This window comes from Acinetobacter sp. SWAC5, from assembly GCF_003419885.1.
GTDB classification, from domain to species: Bacteria; Pseudomonadota; Gammaproteobacteria; order Pseudomonadales; family Moraxellaceae; genus Acinetobacter; species Acinetobacter cumulans.
On record NZ_QUWR01000016.1, the window covers coordinates 79,298 to 99,987 of the forward strand.

Below are 20,690 nucleotides of genomic sequence, written 5' to 3' on the forward strand. Positions count from 1 at the left end.
TAAATCTTTGATTTGATGGTTGAGCGACTGAAATAGTATTTCCCAGCCTAATGCAGATCACCTAATTTAAGCATGGTGGATTTAATTCTCTATGCTTAAATTAGATGGTCTGCCTTTAGATTTGGCTTCTATAATTCAGCAATCATTAAAATCCAAGGTTCATTAGATGATACTACAGTACTACATCAGAAAGATTCTATGAATTTACATATTTCATCGTAAATACATTTATACGCTATTGAAATTAAAGTAATTCTTTAATTGCTTTTTTGATATTTCCCAGTTAAATTTTTCTAAATGAATTTTAATGGATTTATTTTTTTGAACGGATGTTTTATTAGTGAAACTTTCTATAGCTTCTTTAATTTCCAGTATTGATTCAGGGTTGATTAATATATTAAATTCTTTTTCAGTAATTTCTTGTAGAGCTCCAATATTTGATGTAATTACTGGTGTCTCACAAGCATTAGCTTCAATGACTGGTAGTCCAAAGCCTTCGTAGAGTGATGGAAATAATAAACAAATTGCCCCTTTATAGGTGCTAGCAAGTTGTTTTTCACTAAGCTGGCCTAAGAATATTATGCGATTTTCAATATTTAATTCTTTTGAAGTTTGTAGTAATTGATCGGATGGTTTTCCAGAAAACAATAATCTAATATTTTTATCTATATTTGCTTGTGCAAATGCACGCATGGCTCTATCTTCATTTTTATGAAGTTTTCGATTCCCGACTATGAAGATATATGGAAAACCTGGTTCATATGCCTTTACATTTGGGTGAAATGCTTCAGAAACTCCATTATAAATTACTTTTACTTTATTAGGGTTTACTCCACTCCATTCTACGATTCTTTTCTTAGAAAATTCTGAGACAGTGACAATGAATGCACATTTTCTACAAGCACGTTTTAAAATTAAATTATAGTATAGTCTTTTTAAAACAGAGCTATTCGCATCTAAATCTATATGATTTAAGTCATGCAAAGTGATTGCAGTGCGATTTAGAAAAAACAATGGTGCATTGAACCCAGGGGAATAGAAAAAATCCCGATGTAGTAACAAATACAATGTCAGCTTTAATACATCAAATATACTGACAGGGTTGCCTTTTAGTGTGATAGGTTGGAATATTTCTTTATCGTATACTTCTTTAGCAAAGCGTCCAATACCGTGTTCTCCTATCCATCGAGTATCAAAAATAATTTTTTCTGATTTTTTTTTCATATAATGAATAATTAATCAATAAAGTTGATCTAATTATAAATAATCTTAAGATATAAGTCTTTTTTTATTTACATATATTCTTATTTTTATCATTATCTTTTTACGATTATATAAAAGAGCAAAGTATGGAAAATTATGAACCTAAAATAGCTTTTGTTGCAGATTGGCTTGTAACTTATGCGGGCGCTGAAAAAGTAATGACTGAGATGCTTAAAGTATTTCCAAAATCGGATTTATTTTCTGTCATTGACTTTTTAAATGATGATGCTCGACAACATTTTTTAGGTAAACATGCAAAAACTTCTTTTATTCAAAAATTGCCTAAGGCAGAAACTAAGTATAGAAACTATTTACCTTTAATGCCACTAGCAATAGAGCAACTAGATGTATCTGCTTATGATGTTGTCTTGTCGAGCAGTCATGCGGTTGCAAAAGGTGTGTTAACAGGACCTGATCAATTGCATATTAGTTATGTGCATTCTCCTATTCGTTATGCTTGGGATTTACAGCACCAATATTTAAGAGAGTTAGGCTTAGATAAGGGTATTAAGGCTGTTATAGTGCGCTGGTTACTTCACAAAATTCGAATGTGGGATTATAGAACTGCTAATGGTGTGGATCATTTTGTAGCAAATTCACAGTTTATTTCGAGACGAATAAAAAAAGTTTATGGCCGTAATGCAGATGTTATTTATCCACCTGTAGAGACTGATCGATTTACTATAGAGGAATCAAAAGAGGAATTTTATTTCACTGCCTCAAGAATGGTTCCATATAAGAAGATTGATTTGATTGTCGAAGCTTTTTCACAAATGCCAAATAAAAAGTTGGTTGTAATTGGTAATGGGCCAGACATGGAAAAAATTAAGTCCAAAGCTAAGAGTAATGTTGAAATTCTAGGTTATCAATCGAATGAAGTCATGCAAGATTGTATGCGTAGAGCCAAAGCTTTTGTTTTTGCAGCAGAAGAAGACTTTGGAATTACACCTGTAGAGGCACAGGCTTGTGGAACACCAGTAATTGCTTTTGGTAAAGGTGGTGCCTTGGAAACTGTAAATTCTGATTTACTCAATAAGCCATCAGGATTATTTTTTGGTCATCAGGATGTACAAAGCATTGTAAATGCAGTTCATCAATTTGAATCGCATGTTGATTTATATCTTCCTGAAAACTGTCGAGCAAATGCTATCAAATTTTCAGATGCTAGATTTAGAGAAGAGTTCAATCAATATGTGGCTCAAAAATGGGAAACAAGAGGTTTCTAAATAGAAGACAAAGGGCCATTTACGATAATGGCCCTTTAGTTATTATTTATACACGTCCGTATAAATCTTCAAAACGCACAATATCATCTTCACCCAAATATGAACCTGACTGAACTTCAATTAGTTCTAGTGGCATTTTTCCTGGGTTTTCAAGCGCATGTGTTTCTCCGAGCGGAATATACACGGATTCATTCTCAGTGAGTAAGAAAGTTTCTTTGCCTTTGTGGATGCGAGCCGTTCCGCTAACGACAATCCAATGCTCTGCACGGTGGTGATGCATTTGTAAAGAAAGCTTTTGCCCAGGATTCACTGTAATGCATTTCACTTGGTGGCGTTGTCCATTATCAATGGAATCATAGCATCCCCAAGGGCGATATACTTTACGGTGAGTATCCACCTCGGTACGTTCATTTGATTTTAATTTTTCTACAATCTTTTTAATGTCTTGGACTTTATTTTTATTTGCAACTAAAACAGCATCAGGTGTTTCAATCACAACAACATCATCTAATCCAAGGACGCTAACTAAGCGACTGTCAGCATGAATTAAAGAATTAGATGTATTTACAGCGATGGTATCGCCACGGCAAACATTGCCATTTTGATCTTTGTTGCTGACTTCCCATACACTTTTCCAAGCACCTACATCACTCCAATTGGCTTTAAGAGGCACAACAACAACCTGATCAGATTTTTCCATTACGGCATAATCAATAGAGTCATCAGGTGATTTTTTAAAACTTTCTTGATCTAATCGTACAAAATCTAAATCATTTTTGCTAAGTTTGAATGATTCTTTGGCTTGATTTGCAATAGCTGAATTAAATTTCTGTAACTCTTGTAAATACACAGAAGCTTTAAACATAAACATGCCACTATTCCAAAGATACGAACCTTGGTCTAAATATTGTTGGGCAGTTTGAGTATCTGGTTTTTCTACAAATTGCTCAACTTTGCATGCTTTTATTGCTTGGTCTGTAGAAATTGAGTCTGATGCTTTAATATAACCATAGCCGATTTCTGGTGAAGTAGGAACAATACCAAAAGTCACCAGTAGACCAGATTCAGCCGCTTCTAAGCCCACTTTAACAGCATCATTAAAAGCTTCTTGCTGTTGTATAACATGGTCTGCAGCAAGAATGAGCAAAACTGGATCATCTTCATAAGAGAGGGCAAGTTCTGCGGCGGCAGCAATAGCAGGTGCAGTGTTTCTAGCAACGGGTTCAAGTAAAATTTTTGCGTTGAGTTTCTGTTGTCTTAGTTGTTCGGCAACAATAAAGCGATGATTTTCATTGGTAACAATAATAGGGTTTTGAAAGTTATCTATAGCATGATTTAATTGTGTAATTCTCTCTAAAGTTAACTGAAATAATGTTTTTTCTTCAGTAATGGGTAAAAATTGTTTAGGATAGTTAGATCTTGAAAGTGGCCAAAGTCTCGTGCCAGAGCCACCAGATAGAATCACAGGAATCATTTTGCGCCTTTGATATTTTATGGGTTAGAAATTAGATAAATTTTTAAATTGAAGGTACTTATTTAATAAGCACCCTCTCTAAATAAAACAACTTTAATAGTTTTAATAATAATCATATCTTTAAGGAATGACCATGTCTGTACATAATGTTTATCTATTTGAATACGGGTGTTGTAATCAATATTGCTTCGGCCACTAACTTGCCATAGCCCAGTAAGACCTGGTTTTACTGCTAAATAGTAGCTTTTGTTATCATTATAAAAATCGACCTCTTTTTCTGTAACAGGGCGAGGTCCAACAGTACTCATTTCACCTTTTAATATATTAAACAACTGAGGGAGTTCATCTAAACTTGTTTTTCTTAGGAAATGGCCAATTTTAGTGATTCTGGGGTCATTCTTTAATTTAAAGCTTTGCTCCCATTCTTTTCGGGCTTCTGGATCTTGTGCTAAAATTTGTTCCAGTAATTCTTTGGAATTAGTAGCCATTGATCTAAATTTTAGGCATTTAAACTTTTTACCATTTCTGCCAATTCTTTCATGTCCGTAAAAAGCTGGGCCTTTATCAGTTTTTACAATGATATATATTAATATAAGAAATGGCGATAAAATGAAAATAGTTATTAATGCAAAACATATATCAAATAGTCGCTTAAAGGTTCGAGGCAATGGCTTAGCCATTTTTATTTGAAGGTCTTTCATATTAATAATGCTCGTCATAAAAATGACTGAAATATCTAAATGAATAGGATTATAAAGTTAAACTATCCTTTTAGTACAGCAAAATATCTATGTTTGGTTTATGTGGTGTAAAATTCTTTGAATTTTAACTGAATATTTAATATATATTTTTTTATTAATATGGCATTATATAGTTATTTATAATAGTTTAATATAGTGTTTTAAATATGATTAAAAAGGCAATTCTTCCAGTCGCAGGCTTAGGTACGCGTTTTTTACCTGCAAGTAAATCTATTCCTAAAGAAATGGTAACAGTTGTAGACCGTCCAGCCATTGAATATGTGGTACGTGAAGCTGTTGCGGCTGGTGTAGAGCAAATCATTTTGGTCACACATAGCTCTAAAGCTTCAATTGAAAACTATTTTGATCGTAACTTTGAGCTTGAAACAACTTTAGAAAATAAAAAGAAATATGATCTGTTAAAAACAATTACAGAAATTTTACCTGCACATGTGAGTGTTGTGAGTGTACGTCAGCCTCAACCATTAGGTTTAGGGCATGCTGTACTTTGTGCAAAATCTATTGTAGGTGAAGATGATTTTGCAGTTTTACTCCCAGACGTACTGGTTAAAGATGATGCGGCGGATAATGATTTGAGTTTGATGATTCGTCGTTTTAATGAATCAAAAGCTTCGCAAATTATGGTCGAAGCTGTTCCTGATGAGTTAGTCGATCAGTATGGTATTGTTGATGTGGCAACAACCCCAGAGGAAGGCCATAGCATCGAAATGCAAGGGATTGTTGAAAAGCCTGCAGTAGGGACAGCACCTTCTAACCTATCTGTGGTGGGACGTTATGTGCTCCCAGCAAAAATTATGCAATTACTTGAGCAGACACCTAAGGGTGCAGGCAATGAAATTCAATTGACTGATGCCATTGCATTGTTGCAACAAACAGAATCAGTTGAAGCCTATCGTATGAAAGGTCAAACCTTTGACTGTGGTAGCAAAATTGGCTATTTAAAAGCAGTTTTGCACTATGGAATTGCACATCCGCAACTTGGTGAAGAATTTAAAACACTTATTAAAGAGCTCGATGCTTAAAATAAACAGAGGATGTATATGAAAATTGCGGTATTTGGTTCGACGCTTAATGCAGCGGTTATGGGGGCATTATTTGCTGAACATGGGCATAGTGTGATCTGGTGTCCAGAGTCTGATATCCGCTTTTTTCATGTACATAATTTGCCTTTCGATTCCAATTTAAAAAAGATTATTGAATTACAGCAGCTGAACGGTGCTTTAAAAATTTGTGATTTGTCGCAGATTTTAAAATACGAATTTGATGTCTATTTCTTGGCCTTCAACCCTTCAAAATTAGATGTCGCAATTGAACTGGCTCATAAATTAAAAGTTGAACCGATTATTCATCCTAAATTGATGGTTAATAGTTCGACCTTTGGTTTACAAGGAACAAAGACGCTACAAGATATTTTGTCTAAAGATGCGTGGGTATATATACCTGATATGACGCAGGAAGGCTCTTCAGTTGAAAATATTGCACAATCTAAGTCAATTGTGATTGGAACGAATGAAGATGCTTTTGCTAAGAAACAGATAAAAGAATTGTTACGGCCGATTTATCCACGTATGCATCAGCTGATTTTTATGCCAATATTAGATGCTGAATTTACTAAAATGAGTATTTCAGGCATGTTAGCAACGCGGATCAGTTATATGAATGATCTGTCCTTAGTTGCTGAAAAACTCAATATTGATATTGAAAATGTACGTTTAGGGGTAGGAGCTGATAGCCGTATCGGGCCAAGCTATTTATATTCTGGTGTGGGCTTTGGTGGGGAAAATTTCTCACGTGATATTTTAGCTTTGTCGCAAACCGTCACTGATTCAGGCAATCGTAGTCGATTATTACAACAGGTTTGGGAAATTAATGAGCAGCAGAAAGAATTGCTGTTCAGAAAATTTTGGAACTATTATAAGGCAGATATTCAGGGTAAAACAGTCGCAATATGGGGGGCTTCATTTAGAGAAAGCTCATCCAGTATTATCAATTCACCGATCCACAGTTTACTACAAGCATTCTGGGCACAAAAGGTGACCGTTCGACTGCATGACCCAAGAGCATTGCCTGAAATTGAAAAGGCTTATGGGGCGCGCGATGATCTAATTTTGTGTGACGACCAATATGAAGCAGCAGAAAATGCGCATGCACTGTGTTTAGTTACAGCATGGAAACAATATTGGAGTCCTGATTATCGACGATTAAAAAACGTGATGCAGCATCCTTTTATATTAGATGGTCGTAATATTTATGACCCACACTATGTAAAAGAAGAGGGCTTTGCATACGAGGGGGTGGGACGATTATGAATAATATAGAGCAATTTCCGAAACAAGATTCACATATGATCTATACAAAGCTAAAGGCTTTAGCGGACAATCAAAAAGAAACGCATTTAAGTCAACTATTTGCAAAAAATCCATTAAGATTTGAGCAATGTTCAATTCATATCAATCAATTGTGCTTCGATTTTAGTAAGCATCGTGTCAATGGCAAAGTATTTGAGCAACTGATTGCTTATGCAAAATCTCATCAATTAAAAGATTGGATTCAAAGTCTATTTTCGGTAGAAAAAATCAACTACACCGAAAAACGTGCTGCCATGCATTGGGCATTGCGTTTACCTAAAAATAGTCATGAGCATCCACAACTTGCAAAACAAGTACATGGTCAATTGGATCGAATGTATGAATTGGTAGAGCGAATTCATGCTGGTCAATATCGTGGTGCGACTGGTGAAGTGATTCGAGATGTAGTGAATATTGGTGTAGGTGGGTCAGACTTAGGCCCACTCATGATTTCACACGCTTTAACTGATTTTAAAGTGCAAACGGCACAAGATCTGAAAGTCCATTTTGTTTCTACAATGGATGGGAGTCAGCTTTCTGATTTATTGCACCAACTGCGCCCAGAGACGACTTTATTTATAATTTCATCAAAATCCTTCGGAACGATAGATACACTTTCTAATGCCCAAACAGCTCGATGCTGGTTGCAACGCACTCTAAAAGCATCTGATAGTGCATTGCAGTGCCATTTTGTGGGTGTTTCAACAAAACCTGACAAAATGACCGAATGGGGAATTAGAGAAGACAATCAATTCTTACTTTGGGATTGGGTAGGTGGTCGTTACTCTCTATGGTCTTGCATTGGTTTACCTATTGCATTAACAGTAGGTGTGGAAAATTTTAAAGACCTACTGGCTGGCGCATTTGAAATAGATCAACATTTTCAAACTGCACCATTTGAGCAAAATATTCCTGTGTTGATGGCACTTTTAGGTGTTTGGAATAATAACTTCTTAGATATTCAGACGCATGCGGTTTTACCTTATGATGGGCGCTTGAAGTATTTTGCCTCTTATTTACAACAGCTCGAAATGGAATCAAATGGTAAGTCTGTACAGCGTACAGGTGAAAAAGCTGTAGTTGATACTTGCCCGATTATTTGGGGAGAGGTGGGGCCAAATGCACAACATGCTTTCTATCAATTGTTACATCAGGGTACTCATGCAGTAAGTTGTGACTTTATTGCCCCTGTGCATCGTTATAATGCAAATCAATTTACCTATATTGATAATGCGGAAGCGCTTATTGAACAGCATCATTTAGCACTTTCTAACTGTTTGGCACAGTCTCGTTTACTTGCCTTTGGTAATGAAGTGTTAGATCAAACAGAACTTGAAAATTTACCTGCTTATAAGCAATATGCTGGAAATCAGCCCAGTACTACCGTGTTATTGGATCAATTAACGCCATATACATTAGGGATGTTGGTTGCGCTATATGAACACAAAGTGTTTGTACAATCGGTGTTGTGGAATATCAATGCATTCGATCAATGGGGTGTAGAAAAAGGTAAAGAAATTGCCAATCATCTTTTGCCGATTTTAAATCGTGAAGCAGAAGATGTGTCACACTTTGATTCTTCGACACAAGGTTTGTTAAAGATTTTATTAGGAAAAAAGAATGGCTAAGATTTTAGTGACGGGTGGTGCAGGTTATATTGGCTCACATACCTGTGTTGAGCTTCTTTGCGCTGGTCATGAAGTTGTAGTCTTAGATAATTTATCCAATAGTGCTGAAGAGGCCTTAGTACGCGTGCAGAATATTGCATCAAAGTCTTTAGACTTTGTACAGGGTGATATTCGTGATGCTCAGGTCTTGGATGCATTATTTCAGCAACATGCAATAGATGCAGTCATTCATTTTGCTGGCTTAAAAGCCGTAGGTGAAAGCCAACAATTTCCTGCGATGTATTTTGATAATAACATTGCGGGTTCTATCTCTTTAGTACAAGCCATGGCGCGAGCAGGCGTATATAAGCTGGTATTTAGTTCATCGGCTACGGTTTATGATGAAGCGAATGTATCGCCCTTAAATGAAGAAATGCCAACGGGCATGCCAAATAACAATTATGGTTATACCAAGTTGGTTGTTGAGCAGATGCTACAAAAGTTAGCTGAAGCAGATGAGCGCTGGTCGATTGCCTTGTTGCGTTATTTCAACCCTGTTGGCGCACATAAGAGTGGTCAAATGGGGGAAGATCCACAGGGCATTCCTAATAACTTAATGCCTTATTTGACACAAGTAGCTGTTGGTCGCCGGGAAAAGTTGTCTATTTTTGGCAATGATTATGAAACCGCTGACGGGACTGGTGTACGTGATTATATTCATGTGGTCGATTTGGCCAATGCGCATTTATGTGCGCTGAATAATCGTCTGCATCAGACAGGTTGTCGTGCATGGAATATTGGTACGGGCACAGGTTCTTCTGTTTTAGAGCTTAAAAATACGTTTGAGCAGGTGAATCAAATCACGATCCCGTTTGAATTTGCACCACGACGTGCAGGCGATGTGGCAATTTCATTTGCGGATAATAGCCGTGCAGTAGCGGAACTGGGTTGGACAGCACAATATAATTTAGCGGATATGTTGGCAGACAGTTGGAACTGGCAAAAGCAGAACCCACAAGGTTATCAATCCTAAGCAATAAAAAAGAGCCTCGAAAGGCTCTTTTTTTATTGTTATCAATTAAGCTTCAATGAGCTGGGTAAGTAGATCAACATAGTATTGAATAGATTCTGGATTTTTCGATGCTGTTGTTTCGATATTCAGGCGTAACAGTGGCTCAGTATTCGAAGCGCGCACGTTTAGGCGCCAGTTACCAAAATCGAGGCTAATGCCATCAGTTTTATCAATCGCAGGATTTTGTGCTGCAAAATACTCAAAGATCTTTTGAATCGTCACTTGTGTATCTTGTACTTTAAAATTGATTTCGCCAGAGCAAGGGAATTTGGCAATCATGCCTTCTACTAAAGAAGACAGTGTTTGTTGCGTTTCAGACAATACTGAAACAGCCAATAACCATGGAATCATGCCGCTGTCGCAATAAGCAAAATCACGGAAATAATGATGTGCAGACATTTCGCCACCATATACCGCATTTTGTTCACGCATCACTTGTTTAATAAATGCATGCCCTGATTTTGATTGTACAGTTTGGCCCTTATATTGTTCTACGATGTCCACGGTATTCCATACGAGGCGTGGGTCATGCACAATTTTTTCACCCGCTTGCTTGAGCAAAAATGCTTGAGCAAGTAAGCCAACAATATAATAGCCTTCAATAAATTGACCTTTTTCATCAAATAAGAAGCAACGGTCAAAGTCACCATCCCAGGCAAGGCCCATATCTGCCCCATGTTCAAGTACTGCATTACGTGTACTGTCACGGTTTTCAACTAGGAGTGGGTTGGGAATACCATTGGGGAATGTGCCATCCGCTTCATGATGGATTTTAATAAATTCTACAGGCACATTGAGGCTTTTGAATTTTTCTTCAATGGCATCAATCACATGGCCTGCTGCACCATTCCCCGCATTGACCACCAGTTTTAATGGACGAATTTTTGCTGGGTCAATATAGCCCATCAAATGCGCTACAAATTCAGGCAAAATATTGTATTTTTCTGTCGTGCCTTTATGCTCAACTTCATTGAATACACCAGCTTCAGCTAAAGCTTGAATTTCTTTTAAGCCTGTATCAGCGCTAATTGGACGTGAATTTTCACGCACCAATTTCATGCCATTATAATCCATAGGATTATGGCTGGCAGTGACTTCAATTCCCCCTTGTACATCAAGATGGAATGCACCAAAGTAGACTTCTTCAGTCCCTGTCATACCAAGGTCAAGTACATTTACGCCAGCATCATTCAGGCCTTTGATGGTTGCTTGTTTTAAGCCTTCACTGCTTAAGCGAATGTCACAGCCGACCACGATGGTTTTAGGTTGGTAGATTTGACCATAGGCGCGGCCTACTTTATAGGCGATGTCTTCGTTTAATTCTTCCCCAAGTTTTCCACGAATGTCATAAGCTTTAAAACAAGTTAAGGTTGTCATATAAAGTTCTCAAATTGTAGTTAGGAAAAAGGCTGACAACGTCAGCCTTTTTGTTATTCAACAGTTACGGATTTTGCTAAGTTTCGTGGCTGGTCTACATCTGTACCACGTAAAACAGCAACATGGTATGACAACAGTTGCACAGGAATACTGTAAACAATTGGAGCCAGTAGAGCATGAATGTTTGGCACATTCACAATATGTTGGCGATCTTTATTTTTGATGCCACTGTTTTCATCAGCAAAAACAAAGAGCTCACCGCCACGTGCTTGAACTTCTTCCATGTTAGATTTTAATTTATCCAACATGTCATCTTGCGGTGCAAGAATCACGACAGGCATGTCATTGTCAACCAAAGCCAATGGGCCATGTTTGAGTTCGCCTGCAGCATAACCTTCGGCATGAATATATGAAATTTCTTTCAGTTTCAATGCGCCTTCTAGTGCAATTGGGAAATTCGTACCACGGCCTAAAAATAGGCAGTGTTGTTTTTCTTTAAACAGTTCAGAGAGGCGAAGGATTTCTTCGTTATTTTGTAAAGTATCTAAAATAACTTTTGGAAGGTGCCATAGCTCAGCTGTAATTTCTTCAATTGCTTGATTTGAAATATTGCCCTTGATTTGACCAATTTTTAAAGTCAATAACATTAAGGCGGCGAGCTGTGTGGTAAAGGCCTTGGTTGATGCAACACCAATCTCAGGGCCTGCAAGTGTCAGCAAGCTGTGATTGGTTTCGCGCACCATAGACGATGTTGCAACGTTACAAATCGTCATGGTTGTAATGTCTAGGCCTTTTGCGAGAGCGCGTTTTTGCGTATCACGAAGTGCCGCTAAAGTATCTGCTGTTTCACCAGATTGTGAAATACACACATACAGTGTGTTATTTACAATCACAGGTGAGCGGTAACGAAATTCGCTGGCAATTTCGACTTGGCAAGGTACATCAATGAGCTGTTCAAACCAATATTTTGCAATCATACCCGCATGGTAGCTGGTACCACAGGCAATGATTTGCACTTGTTGGATCTTTGTAAAGTCAGCTTCAGCTTCTTGTAAGAAATCTGAGCGTAATGCATTGCCATTTAAGGCTTGAGAGATGGTTTGCTGAATCGCTTCAGGTTGCTCATAAATCTCTTTGAGCATGAAATGCTTATATTCACCCTTTGATGCATTACTCACTGTCGCATCAAGTTCTTTAATTGGGCGTTCTACACGGTTGCCATTTACAAATACTTCAATGCTGGTACGTGTTAGACGTGCAATATCACCCTCTTCTAGGTAAATGAAGCGATTGGTAATAGGTAGGAGTGCCAATTGGTCTGAACTGATAAAGTTTTCACCAAAGCCGACACCAATCACCAGTGGTGAGCCTTCACGTACCGTGATCAATTCATTTGGGTGATCTGTATGGACAATACCAAGCGCATAAGCACCTTTCAGCTGTGGTACAACTTGGCGTACAGCTTCGAGTAAGCTCGGTGTGGATTTCAGTGCATCATTCACCAAATGTGCCACAACTTCGGTATCTGTTTGTGAGGTAAACACATAGCCCAAAGCTTCTAAGTCATCTTTGAGCTCTTGGTAGTTTTCGATAATCCCGTTGTGTACAACCGCAACCGTACCAGAAATATGTGGATGCGCATTATTTTCAGTTGGTTTACCGTGTGTTGCCCAGCGGGTATGTGCGATACCAAGTGAACCTGAAATTTGTGATTGATTCACCGCTTCTTCAAGATTCGCAACTTTACCCACGCGACGTTCGCGTAGTACATGACCTGAATTGATGAGGGCTAGACCTGCAGAGTCATAGCCACGGTATTCAAGGCGTTTTAAGCCTTCAATTAAAATATTAGTGATGCTGCGTTCAGCAATGCCGCCTACGATGCCACACATAATTTTGACCTCTTATTTCTTAATTTTTTGCGGACGCTGATAATTTTCTTTGGCAAATTGTTTAGAGCGTTCTACAGCTAAACAATTGTCAGCAACATCGCGGGTAATTGTTGAACCCGCACCGACTGTTGCACCATTGCCAATGGTAACAGGAGCAACAAGTGAGCTGTTTGAACCAATAAAGGCTGCATCGCCAATAATGGTTTTAAATTTGTTGGCACCATCATAGTTACAGGTAATCGTGCCTGCACCAATATTTGAGCCTGCACCTACTTCTGCATCGCCGAGATAAGTGAAGTGATTGGCTTTAGAACCGAGGCCAATTTTAGTATTTTTGACTTCAACAAAGTTGCCAATATGCACATCATTTGCTAATTCTGCCCCTGGGCGTAAACGTGTGAAAGGCCCAATTTGAGCATATTCACCTACGACAGCGCTATCAAATACGCTATAAGGTTGAACTTTGGTGCCTGACGCAATTTTGGTGTTTTTAATCACACAGCCTGCACCAATTTCCACATTGTCACCAAGCTCGCAATCATCTTCGATAATCACATTGATATCAATGCGTACATCCTTGCCAGCTGTGAGATTGCCACGTAAATCAAAACGACTCGGATCAATCAAATGTATGCCTTGTTGCATGAGCTGTTTTGCTTGGAATATTTGAAATTCACGTTCTAAGGCAGCCAGTTGTACGCGGTCATTGACGCCTTCAACTTCAAAAGCAAGCTCTGGTTCTACAGATGCGACTTCTAAGCCATCCGCAATCGCCATGGCAACGATATCGGTCAGGTAATATTCGCCTTGCGCGTTATTGTTATTTAAGCGTGGAAGCCATTCGTGCAATTTGGCATTGCTCACAGCATAAATGCCCGTATTGAATTCTTTAATTTTACGTTGTTCTTCAGAAGCGTCTTTGTGTTCTACAATCGCTTGAATTTTACCGTTTTCACGTACAATTCGGCCGTAGCCTGTTGCATCAGCAACAGTTAAAGTGACTAAGCCAATACCAGAAGATTGAGATGCGTCGAGTAGCTTTTGCAGGGTTTGCTGCGTAATGCATGGCACATCACCTGAAAGGATGAGCGATAGGCCTTCTTTTGGTAAGACGGGGAGCGTTACTTTTACCGCATGGCCTGTACCGAGTTGTTCAGCTTGTTCGACCCATTGAATGTGTTCTTGAGTAAAAGCCTCTTGAACCAAACTGCCACCATGACCGTAGATCGTAATAATATTGGCTGCATTGAGTTTTTTTGCAGTTTCAATTACGTGTCCCAGTAGAGGGCGTCCTGCTAAGGGTTGCAAGACTTTTGGTAAATTAGAGCGCATACGCGTTCCTTTACCAGCGGCGAGAATGATAACGCTTGTTGACATGGTTGATCCTAGAAGTATCTTCACATCGATAAGAAATAAAAGTATAGGCAAATACACAAGGCTGCCCACAAACCTGCAATGATGTCATCGAGCATGATCCCGAATCCACCATCGACGCCACGGTCAATGGCACGAATAGGCCATGGTTTCCAAACATCAAAGAGCCGGAATAAGCCGAATCCAATCAATGCCCAGATCCAATTCATATTGCCTAAATAGATAAGAGGCAAGAAGGTAATGGATTGGCCTGCGAATTCGTCCCAGACGATACGCCCATCATCGTGTACGCCCATAATTTGTGCTGTTTTGCCACAAATATAGATTCCAATGACTGACATCAGCACAATAGCAATAATGGTGGCATTCAAACCAATTGCAAGCCACGCAGGGATAAACAGTAATGCGAAAGCAGAACCAAAAGTCCCTGGTGCTTTAGGAGCTAAGCCTGACCCAAAACCTACGCCACAAAACACGACGCAACGTTCAAACCAAGTCATACGCTGGAAATGAATTTTAGGTTTATGCAAAGTGTTGATATCCATTAGATTGAATGGAGTAATTTACGCCATTTTTTAATAAATTTAATCCCAAGTTTTGGGTAATTTGTCCAATAATCGTAATCGATGTATTGACGCACTGTTGTTTAATTTTTTGGTAATTTTCAGGGCTGATACTAAAGCATAACTCATAGTCATCGCCACCTGCTAATGCAGATTGAAATTTTTCTTGTTCAGATAATTTGTTTACAGTTTCGCTGAGAGGAAGCTTATCTAACTCAATGGTCGCACCGACATTTGAAGCCGTGAGAATATGTCCCAAATCTTGAGCCAAACCGTCTGAGATGTCGATCATGCTCGAGGCTAAGCCTTTGAGTTGCTCACCCAGTTCACAGCGAGGTGTTGGATAGTCTAGGCGTTGCTGTAAGGGGTGCCCACGGTGTTTTAAGCCATAAGCTGCATCACCAACTGTGCCGCTGACGCAAATGAGGTCGCCGATTTGAGCACCCGAGCGTGTAATGGCTTGACCAGTTTCAATCCAGCCCAGTGCGGTAATGGTAATGGTTAAGTGAGGGCTTTGGGTGGTATCACCACCAATTAAACTCACACCAAATTGATCGCAACAATCATATAAACCCTGACTAAAGCCTTTGAGCCAGTCATGATCAATTTGGGGTAAGCTCAATGCGAGTAAAATGCTATGCGGTTTAGCGCCCATGGCCGCAATATCAGAAAGATTGACGGCAACAGATTTCCAACCAATGGCATGTGGATCTGTATCGAAGGGGAAGTGTCGTCCAGCAACTGAAGTATCGGCACAGATGACCAATTGTTGCTGTGGAGGAGGGGTGAGCAGGGCTGAGTCGTCACCGACCCCTAAATCGACAGAATTTACATTCTTGCGATTAAAATAGGTGTCAATAATCGAAAACTCAGCCATACAACAATTCGACTTAAAAACTTAGTTCGCTTGCTGCTTTTCTGCTGCACGTAATGTGGTCGCTAAACGATCCAATACACCATTGATGTATTTATGGCTGTCTGCACCGCCAAAATGTTTAGCTAGCTCGATAGCTTCGTCTAAAACGACGCGATATGGAATTTCAAGATGTTCTTTCAATTCATACGCACCTAAACGAAGCGTCGCAAGTTCAACGCCATCAAGCGCTGATAACTCGCGGTCAAGCACAGGGATTAAAAGCGCATCCAATGCTTCATGATTGGCAACCACCTCGGTCAACAATTCATGATAATAGCCGAGATCCACTTTATGCATAGCATTTTCCACGCGAGTACGCGCTTCAATTTCATGCACTGGATTGTGGCTCATTTGCCATTCATAAATTCCTTGTACAGCAAAACGGCGTGCTTTGCGTTTTGCTGCATAAGTTGCTTGAAGTGTTTGCGACATAGCGTTAAATAGCCTTTAACAAGTTAACCATTTCAATTGCAGTCAATGCAGCTTCGCTGCCTTTATTGCCTGCTTTTGTTCCTGAGCGTTCAATCGCTTGTTCAATACTGTCCGTAGTCAATACACCGTTGATTACTGGCAAGCCAGCATCTAGGCCAACAACGCCTAAACCTTTAGCACATTCACCTGCAACAAAGTCGAAGTGAGGTGTGCTACCACGAATCACGGCACCAAGTGCAATGATAGCGTCAAAACGACCTGTTGCTGCGAGTTTTTTCGCAACGATAGGAAGTTCCCAAGCACCAGGCGCATGAACAACAGTGATATTATCCTCTGATACGCCATGACGTTTCAATGTATCAACGGCACCTTCTAGCAAATGTTCTACAACAAAGCTATTAAAACGACCAACTAAAATCGCATAACGGTCTTCGTTCGCGAGATGTAACATACCTTCAATACGGCGAACTGCCATAGTAACCTCGATAATTTCTTAAGATGTTTGATTTGCGGTGATGTATTCCACCACTTCTAAGTTAAAGCCTGATAGGGCATTGAAACGTAATGGAGAGCTAAGAAGCTTCATTTTTTCAACACCTAAATCACGTAAAATTTGTGCACCCACACCAATGGTTTGGTATTGCTGAGATAAAGCTGCATTTGATTTGGTTGGTTTTGGTGCGGTCAAGCTTTCAAGCGCAGGGCCTAGGTCTTGCAAATGACGCTGACCAATCCAGACCAATACACCACGGTCACTGCTGGCAATTTCTTTCAGTGCTTTGTCTAGGTTCCAAGCTGGCTCGCCATCTTTTTTGTTGATTTTCAACAAATCACGTGCTGGGCTAAAGCCATGTACGCGCACAGTAGTTACGCCTGCTTTTGGTTCACCTTTGACCAAAGCCAAATGAATGTCTGGGTTACCCACTTCACGGTAACGGAACAATTCAAATGTGCCGTATTCTGTGTCGAGGGTTTGTTGATCTAAACGTTCTACCGTTTGTTCATTGGTCATACGGTAGTGAATAAGATCGGCAATGGTCCCCATTTTAAGACCATGCTTTTCAGCAAATACTTCTAAATCTGGACGGCGCGCCATGGTGCCATCTTCATTAATAATTTCACAAATGACAGAAGCAGGTTCTAGCCCAGCTAAACGTGACAGGTCGCAACCCGCTTCAGTATGACCTGCACGGTGTAATACGCCACCAGGCTGTGCCATCAGTGGGAAAATATGCCCAGGTTGTACGATGTCTGCTGGTTTTGCATGTGCAGCTACAGCCGTTTGAATGGTGTGCGCGCGTTCTGCAGGTGAAATGCCAGTCGAAATGCCATTTGCGGCTTCAATCGACAATGTAAAGTTTGTTCCATGCTGTGCGCCATTGGCATCGACCATGAGTGGTAGATTTAACTGTTGGCAACGCTCTTTGCTTAATGTTAGGCAAACTAAGCCACGTGCATGCGTAATCATGAAGTTAATGTCTTCAGGGCGCACGTGGGTGGCAGCGATGACTAAATCACCTTCATTTTCACGGTCTTCGTCATCCATTAGAATGACCATTTTACCTGCACGAATATCCGCGACGAGCTCTTCAACTGTATTGAGCGGCATCAGCCTTCACCTTCTTTTTCGTCTTCTGTGAAGACATTAAACTTATATAGATTGTTGCATAGTCTAACGTTTTTTTGTGCGTTTTGCCTATGCTTATCATTTTCCCTTTCAGGTCCATTGTTATACACAGTCCGAACCAATTTTTAAAGTCAGGCTGAATTTAAAAGAATCGCTTTATGCATAATCTTTAAGCAATTGAAAAGAATAAAAAATGACAAAGTTAGTGTGGAAAGGCATAAAGCACAGCATTTTGTCCCTTAGTATCGATGGCTATGATTGCTTTACGAAAAAGTAATTATGAGCAATGACCCTTGATCAGTGTTATTTACATGTATATGAATTTATTGTGCCAAATGATGAAGATAGTTTCGCATTATGGTTTTATTGGCCTGAAGAATCTGCTGTTGGAGACTAGGGTCTGGAATCGCACGAGCAATTAAAATGGCACCAACCAGCTGGCAGAGCATAGCCCAAGCTTTATCTGGGCATCCTAAGTGTTGTGTAAACAGTGCATGACCACGAAGCAGTTCTTGTTGATAGGTATATTTGATGTCGTCATTGGCGCGTGCCACCTCACAGGCCAATGCAGGAAGTACACAACCTTGATCTGCATGTTTTAAATGCGAAGGGGCCAAATAACGGTCCAACTCAAAATCAACCCATTCTGCTACCGTCTGATGGGGATTATTTTCCCAATGGGCAAAGCTGTGTTGCAATTCTGTTTCAATTAATGCTTTAAACAAATCTTGCTTACTTGAAAAATGTGAGTAAAACGCACCGCTGGTGACACCAGCTGCTTTCATAAAGCTGTCTACGCCTGTAGCAGCGAAGCCATTTTGTTTTGCTAACTGGCCACTGATGTGAAGCAATTCTTGCCGTTTTTGTTGTTTGTATTCGGGTTTATAGCGCATGAGCACGACCCTGAAATTAAGATTGACGATAATTTAATCATAACATAGTATTCGTTATAGTAACGATCGTTATCTAATAGAATATTGATAGCGCATGGAATAAAAACTATCCAGCACGAGGGGATCGTCATGGAAAATAATCAGCTGTCTCATCCAGCCAAGGGCGTGGCATTAATCATTGGTGCAGGAGATGCGACTGGCGGTGAAATTGCCAAGCGTTTTGCCCGCGGTGGCTATATAGCCTGCATGACGCGAAGAAATGCAGATAAGCTCGCGCCTCTAATAGAAGAAATTGAACAGCAGGGGGGCACGGCATTTGGTTTTGCTTCTGATGCGCGTAAAGAAGAACAGGTCGTTGAGCTGATGGAGCGGATTGAGTCTGAAATAGGGCCGATCGAAGTGCTGGTATTTAATATTGGTGCCAATGTGCCTTGTAGTATTTTGGAAGAAACAGCACGTAAATATTTTAAAATATGGGAAATGGCCTGCTTTGGCGCATTTTTGACTGGCCGTGAAGCGGCGAAACGCATGGTGACACGGGAGCGTGGCACGATTATTTTTACTGGTGCAACGGCGGGTATACGTGGTGCAGCCGGCTTTGCGGCTTTTGCAGGTGCAAAACATGCGCTTCGTGCCTTGGCGCAAAGTATGGCGAGAGAACTTGGTCCCCGTAATATTCATGTGGCGCATGTGGTGGTCGATGGTGCGATTGATACCGACTTTATTAAAGATACTTTTCCCGATTTGTACGCAAAAAAAGAGCAAGATGGCATTTTAAATCCAGTACATATTGCAGAGAATTATTGGCACCTTTCACAGCAACCACGAGATGCATGGACACATGAATTAGATCTCAGACCCTGGATGGAGCGCTGGTAAGGATATAAAAAGAATTGAATGGACACATAAAATGACGAGGACTTTGAAAATGAGCAAGATTGAATTTTATTTTGATTTAGGTAGCCCATATAGCTTTTTGGGCTTTCACCGCATACAGCAAATTGCTGAGCAACATCAGGCAGAAATGATATGGAAGCCGATGTTGTTGGGAGGGGTCTTTAAAGCGACAGGGAATAACAGTCCAATGGCTGTGCCAGCCAAAGCACGCTATTCGATGATTGATTTACAGCGCTGGGCCAAGCTATGGCATATTCCTGTACAGATGAATCCTTATTTTCCAATTAATACCTTAATGCTAATGCGTTTGCTTACTGCTGTGCAGTTATATCAGCCAGCGCATTTTCAACGGGTTTTGACTGCGCTATTTGATGCCATGTTTGCTCAGCCACGTAATTTAAATGATGTGACAGAGCTGATGAATTTAGCGCAAGAATTAGGTTTTGAAGTCACTCAAGTACAGGCGTGGCTAGAAGATGAAAAGGTGAAATCTGAGCTGAAAGCGGTCACACAGGAAGCGATTGATCGTGGGGTGTTTGGTGCACCAACGTGGTTTGTAGCAGATGAAATGTATTGGGGGGTTGATCATCTGCATTTTGTGGAAGCTGCGCTATAGAGAATTGAATAGCTTCTAAACAGGTCAAATAAAAAAGCGAACCGAAGTTCGCTTTTTAGGGTTTAACCATAGACTAACTCAATTAGAAGAAGCCCATAGGTTTAGTAGAATAGCTCACCAACAGGTTTTTGGTTTGTTGGTAATGGTCGAGCATCATTTTGTGGTTTTCACGGCCGATGCCTGATTTTTTGTAGCCACCGAAGGCCGCATGCGCAGGATAGATATGGTAGCAGTTGGTCCATACACGACCGGCTTGAATGGCACGGCCAGCTCGGTAAGAGGTGTGTGCTGAGCGTGACCATACGCCTGCGCCAAGTCCATAAATCGTGTCGTTGGCGATCTTAATCGCTTC

20 protein-coding genes are annotated in these 20,690 nt (G+C 40.0%); 7 read left to right on the forward strand and 13 right to left on the reverse strand.

Annotation, left to right across the window (positions count from 1 at the left end):
- Positions 1 to 228 precede the first annotated feature (228 nt).
- Positions 229 to 1,224 (reverse strand): glycosyltransferase family 1 protein, encoded by a 996-nt coding sequence (locus DYI81_RS12580; protein WP_117007705.1) that lies wholly within the window; start codon positions 1,222 to 1,224, stop codon positions 229 to 231.
- 125 nt (positions 1,225 to 1,349) lie between these two features.
- Between DYI81_RS12580 and DYI81_RS12585 the strand changes: the two genes are divergently transcribed.
- A complete protein-coding gene (locus tag DYI81_RS12585) occupies positions 1,350 to 2,489 on the forward strand; it encodes a glycosyltransferase family 4 protein (RefSeq protein WP_117007706.1) in 1,140 nt (379 codons plus the stop codon).
- Between the two features lie 46 nt (positions 2,490 to 2,535).
- Here the strand turns inward: DYI81_RS12585 and DYI81_RS12590 are convergent, their stop codons facing one another.
- Together DYI81_RS12590 and DYI81_RS12595 are read right to left on the reverse strand one after the other, a co-directional pair.
- Positions 2,536 to 3,963, reverse strand: a complete 1,428-nt coding sequence (locus tag DYI81_RS12590; protein WP_117007707.1) for a mannose-1-phosphate guanylyltransferase/mannose-6-phosphate isomerase — start codon at positions 3,961 to 3,963, stop codon at positions 2,536 to 2,538.
- Between the two features lie 62 nt (positions 3,964 to 4,025).
- Entirely contained in the window at positions 4,026 to 4,664 is a 639-nt protein-coding gene (locus DYI81_RS12595) for a sugar transferase (RefSeq protein WP_240627409.1), read from the reverse strand.
- A 206-nt stretch (positions 4,665 to 4,870) separates the two neighbouring features.
- On the opposite strand from DYI81_RS12595, the gene galU reads away from it, so the two are divergent.
- From galU to galE, 4 genes are read left to right on the forward strand one after another with little or no spacing between them, the layout of a single operon-like run.
- The gene (galU, locus tag DYI81_RS12600) at positions 4,871 to 5,746 is read left to right on the forward strand and encodes a UTP--glucose-1-phosphate uridylyltransferase GalU (RefSeq protein WP_117007709.1); all 876 of its coding nucleotides are present in this window, start codon (positions 4,871 to 4,873) and stop codon (positions 5,744 to 5,746) included.
- Positions 5,747 to 5,764: 18 nt separating this feature from the next.
- On the forward strand, positions 5,765 to 7,033 hold the full coding sequence (locus DYI81_RS12605; protein ID WP_117007710.1) for a UDP binding domain-containing protein: 1,269 nt from the start codon (positions 5,765 to 5,767) through the stop codon (positions 7,031 to 7,033).
- A gap of 35 nt (positions 7,034 to 7,068) precedes the next feature.
- Positions 7,069 to 8,700 carry a glucose-6-phosphate isomerase gene (pgi, locus tag DYI81_RS12610; protein ID WP_227865908.1) on the forward strand — a complete coding sequence of 544 codons (1,632 nt, stop codon included), beginning with the start codon at positions 7,069 to 7,071 and terminating at the stop codon, positions 8,698 to 8,700.
- A complete protein-coding gene (gene galE, locus DYI81_RS12615; RefSeq protein WP_117007711.1) occupies positions 8,693 to 9,712 on the forward strand; it encodes a UDP-glucose 4-epimerase GalE in 1,020 nt (339 codons plus the stop codon). The genes pgi and galE overlap by 8 nt, the downstream gene beginning before the upstream one ends.
- A 45-nt stretch (positions 9,713 to 9,757) precedes the next feature.
- Here galE and DYI81_RS12620 read toward each other — a convergent pair whose 3' ends face one another.
- From DYI81_RS12620 to DYI81_RS12660, 9 genes are all read right to left on the reverse strand, one after another.
- On the reverse strand, positions 9,758 to 11,128 hold the full coding sequence (locus DYI81_RS12620) for a phosphomannomutase CpsG (protein WP_117007712.1): 1,371 nt from the start codon (positions 11,126 to 11,128) through the stop codon (positions 9,758 to 9,760).
- 53 nt (positions 11,129 to 11,181) lie between these two features.
- Complete coding sequence (gene glmS / locus DYI81_RS12625; protein WP_117007713.1) at positions 11,182 to 13,020, reverse strand: glutamine--fructose-6-phosphate transaminase (isomerizing); 1,839 nt, start codon at positions 13,018 to 13,020, stop codon at positions 11,182 to 11,184.
- A 12-nt stretch (positions 13,021 to 13,032) separates the two neighbouring features.
- The gene (gene glmU, locus DYI81_RS12630; protein WP_117007714.1) at positions 13,033 to 14,397 is read right to left on the reverse strand and encodes a bifunctional UDP-N-acetylglucosamine diphosphorylase/glucosamine-1-phosphate N-acetyltransferase GlmU; all 1,365 of its coding nucleotides are present in this window, start codon (positions 14,395 to 14,397) and stop codon (positions 13,033 to 13,035) included.
- A 20-nt stretch (positions 14,398 to 14,417) separates the two neighbouring features.
- Entirely contained in the window at positions 14,418 to 14,939 is a 522-nt protein-coding gene (locus tag DYI81_RS12635; RefSeq protein WP_117007715.1) for a phosphatidylglycerophosphatase A, read from the reverse strand.
- On the reverse strand, positions 14,917 to 15,834 hold the full coding sequence (thiL, locus tag DYI81_RS12640) for a thiamine-phosphate kinase (RefSeq protein ID WP_106985582.1): 918 nt from the start codon (positions 15,832 to 15,834) through the stop codon (positions 14,917 to 14,919). Before thiL ends, DYI81_RS12635 begins: the two co-directional genes overlap by 23 nt.
- A 21-nt stretch (positions 15,835 to 15,855) precedes the next feature.
- Positions 15,856 to 16,305 (reverse strand): transcription antitermination factor NusB, encoded by a 450-nt coding sequence (nusB, locus tag DYI81_RS12645; RefSeq protein ID WP_106985581.1) that lies wholly within the window; start codon positions 16,303 to 16,305, stop codon positions 15,856 to 15,858.
- A 4-nt stretch (positions 16,306 to 16,309) separates the two neighbouring features.
- On the reverse strand, positions 16,310 to 16,780 hold the full coding sequence (gene ribE, locus DYI81_RS12650) for a 6,7-dimethyl-8-ribityllumazine synthase (protein WP_067731440.1): 471 nt from the start codon (positions 16,778 to 16,780) through the stop codon (positions 16,310 to 16,312).
- An 18-nt stretch (positions 16,781 to 16,798) separates the two neighbouring features.
- Positions 16,799 to 17,914 (reverse strand): bifunctional 3,4-dihydroxy-2-butanone-4-phosphate synthase/GTP cyclohydrolase II, encoded by a 1,116-nt coding sequence (gene ribBA, locus DYI81_RS12655; protein WP_106985580.1) that lies wholly within the window; start codon positions 17,912 to 17,914, stop codon positions 16,799 to 16,801.
- A 341-nt stretch (positions 17,915 to 18,255) separates the two neighbouring features.
- On the reverse strand, positions 18,256 to 18,825 hold the full coding sequence (locus DYI81_RS12660; RefSeq protein ID WP_117007716.1) for a TetR/AcrR family transcriptional regulator: 570 nt from the start codon (positions 18,823 to 18,825) through the stop codon (positions 18,256 to 18,258).
- A 129-nt stretch (positions 18,826 to 18,954) separates the two neighbouring features.
- Here DYI81_RS12660 and DYI81_RS12665 point away from each other — a divergent pair, with 129 nt between their 5' ends.
- On the forward strand, positions 18,955 to 19,704 hold the full coding sequence (locus DYI81_RS12665) for an SDR family oxidoreductase (protein ID WP_117007717.1): 750 nt from the start codon (positions 18,955 to 18,957) through the stop codon (positions 19,702 to 19,704).
- Between the two features lie 49 nt (positions 19,705 to 19,753).
- Positions 19,754 to 20,338 (forward strand): 2-hydroxychromene-2-carboxylate isomerase, encoded by a 585-nt coding sequence (locus tag DYI81_RS12670; protein ID WP_117007718.1) that lies wholly within the window; start codon positions 19,754 to 19,756, stop codon positions 20,336 to 20,338.
- Between the two features lie 82 nt (positions 20,339 to 20,420).
- Here DYI81_RS12670 and DYI81_RS12675 read toward each other — a convergent pair.
- Positions 20,421 to 20,690 (reverse strand): aldehyde dehydrogenase family protein (locus tag DYI81_RS12675; RefSeq protein WP_117007719.1); only part of this gene is annotated, 270 nt, incomplete at its 5' end.

Bases quoted from the DNA above. Each gene is read 5' to 3' on its own strand.
- glmS (WP_117007713.1), bottom strand. From the start codon at position 13,020: ATGTGTGGCATCGTAGGCGGCATTGCTGAACGCAGCATCACTAATATT.
- pgi (WP_227865908.1), top strand. From the start codon at position 7,069: ATGATCTATACAAAGCTAAAGGCTTTAGCGGACAATCAAAAAGAAACG.
- DYI81_RS12590 (WP_117007707.1), bottom strand. From the start codon at position 3,963: ATGATTCCTGTGATTCTATCTGGTGGCTCTGGCACGAGACTTTGGCCA.
- DYI81_RS12635 (WP_117007715.1), bottom strand. From the start codon at position 14,939: ATGGATATCAACACTTTGCATAAACCTAAAATTCATTTCCAGCGTATG.
- thiL (WP_106985582.1), bottom strand. From the start codon at position 15,834: ATGGCTGAGTTTTCGATTATTGACACCTATTTTAATCGCAAGAATGTA.
- DYI81_RS12605 (WP_117007710.1), top strand. From the start codon at position 5,765: ATGAAAATTGCGGTATTTGGTTCGACGCTTAATGCAGCGGTTATGGGG.
- DYI81_RS12595 (WP_240627409.1), bottom strand. From the start codon at position 4,664: ATGAAAGACCTTCAAATAAAAATGGCTAAGCCATTGCCTCGAACCTTT.
- ribBA (WP_106985580.1), bottom strand. From the start codon at position 17,914: ATGCCGCTCAATACAGTTGAAGAGCTCGTCGCGGATATTCGTGCAGGT.
- DYI81_RS12585 (WP_117007706.1), top strand. From the start codon at position 1,350: ATGGAAAATTATGAACCTAAAATAGCTTTTGTTGCAGATTGGCTTGTA.
- DYI81_RS12665 (WP_117007717.1), top strand. From the start codon at position 18,955: ATGGAAAATAATCAGCTGTCTCATCCAGCCAAGGGCGTGGCATTAATC.
- ribE (WP_067731440.1), bottom strand. From the start codon at position 16,780: ATGGCAGTTCGCCGTATTGAAGGTATGTTACATCTCGCGAACGAAGAC.
- galU (WP_117007709.1), top strand. From the start codon at position 4,871: ATGATTAAAAAGGCAATTCTTCCAGTCGCAGGCTTAGGTACGCGTTTT.
- DYI81_RS12580 (WP_117007705.1), bottom strand. From the start codon at position 1,224: ATGAAAAAAAAATCAGAAAAAATTATTTTTGATACTCGATGGATAGGA.
- galE (WP_117007711.1), top strand. From the start codon at position 8,693: ATGGCTAAGATTTTAGTGACGGGTGGTGCAGGTTATATTGGCTCACAT.
- DYI81_RS12670 (WP_117007718.1), top strand. From the start codon at position 19,754: ATGAGCAAGATTGAATTTTATTTTGATTTAGGTAGCCCATATAGCTTT.
- glmU (WP_117007714.1), bottom strand. From the start codon at position 14,397: ATGTCAACAAGCGTTATCATTCTCGCCGCTGGTAAAGGAACGCGTATG.
- DYI81_RS12620 (WP_117007712.1), bottom strand. From the start codon at position 11,128: ATGACAACCTTAACTTGTTTTAAAGCTTATGACATTCGTGGAAAACTT.
- DYI81_RS12660 (WP_117007716.1), bottom strand. From the start codon at position 18,825: ATGCGCTATAAACCCGAATACAAACAACAAAAACGGCAAGAATTGCTT.
- nusB (WP_106985581.1), bottom strand. From the start codon at position 16,305: ATGTCGCAAACACTTCAAGCAACTTATGCAGCAAAACGCAAAGCACGC.